Annotated in this window: 1 protein-coding gene; it reads right to left on the bottom strand. The window is 66.9% G+C overall.

Annotated features, from left to right (window positions below; translation table 11 throughout):
* Positions 1-1,081: filamentous haemagglutinin family protein (locus L9Z73_RS31015; RefSeq protein WP_247408809.1), on the bottom strand; the 1,081-nt coding region annotated here is incomplete at both ends.

The following is a 1,081-nucleotide window of genomic DNA, read 5'->3' on the forward strand; positions in this document are numbered from 1 at the left end:
CGCGCCGCGTCTTCCGCCGCCTGGGACGCCGCCGCCCCCGCCGCGCTGGCCGAGCTCATGGCGCCGGTATTGACGCTGGCGGTCACCGGCACCCCGGACGACTTGCCCTGGGTCAGGATGTTCGCCGCGTTAACCACGTGCAAGGCGGCGATGTTGACGTTGCCCGAGACCCGAATGCCCGCCTCGCCCGCGTCGATGGTGCCCAGCGGCGCGATCAGGTCGATGTCCCCCGCCGGCACTTCCGGGATCGGGTTCAGCGTGGCGATCCCTGCGCCGGTACTCGGCACCGCCGGCGACAGGCTCACGTTGCCCCAGTTGTCATAGACGCGCTTGGGCGGCGTGTACACCACGGTGGTCTTGGAGCCGCGACCGGCGTTGATGTCGCCCTCGCTGGTCCAGGCCATGATCGAGCCACCGAAGGTGGTCATGATGCGGCTCTGGCCGAGCAAAATGCTGCCCATGGAGTACAGCTGGATATCACCCGCTCCCTGGGTGATCACGCCCGCCGTGGACGGTGGCGCCGCGCCTTCGATACCGAAGGTCTGGCTGCCGCCTGGGGTGAGCATCTGGATCGAGCCGCCGAAGTTGGTGTGTACGCCCGAGCCGCCGAACATCGTGATATCACCCTTGTAGGTGATCGGGTTGCCGGCCACGTCCGTCTCAGGAAACAACTTGGCAATCGCGGCACGACCACGCACATAGCTGCCCTGGCGCACACTGCCGTCCTGGTTGTACTCACGGCCGGCGGCCTTGAGTTCGGCGAAGTACACATCACGGGCGAAGACCCGCTGTTGTTCGGCGGGCAACGCTGCGTAGTAAGCGCGGGCCTGTTCGCTGCTGCCGACGAAACCGAAACGCTCGGCCAACCAGCGGACCAGTTCGTTTTCGTAAGTCTTGGCCACCTTGCCGCCCTGCAAGGACTCGCCCGCTTGTGCCAGGTTGGCAGGGTCCAGGTAAGCCTCGACAAAGTGCAGGTAATCCGGGCCGTTCGGACCGACACCGGCCTGCATCACGATGCTCGCGCCCGGGCGATTGTCGCCTGCCACCACCGCGCCGAGGCTGGTGACGCTGACCTCGCCAC

It is taken from the genome of Pseudomonas emilianonis, assembly GCF_023072625.1.
Taxonomy (GTDB): Bacteria; Pseudomonadota; Gammaproteobacteria; order Pseudomonadales; family Pseudomonadaceae; genus Aquipseudomonas; species Aquipseudomonas paraveronii.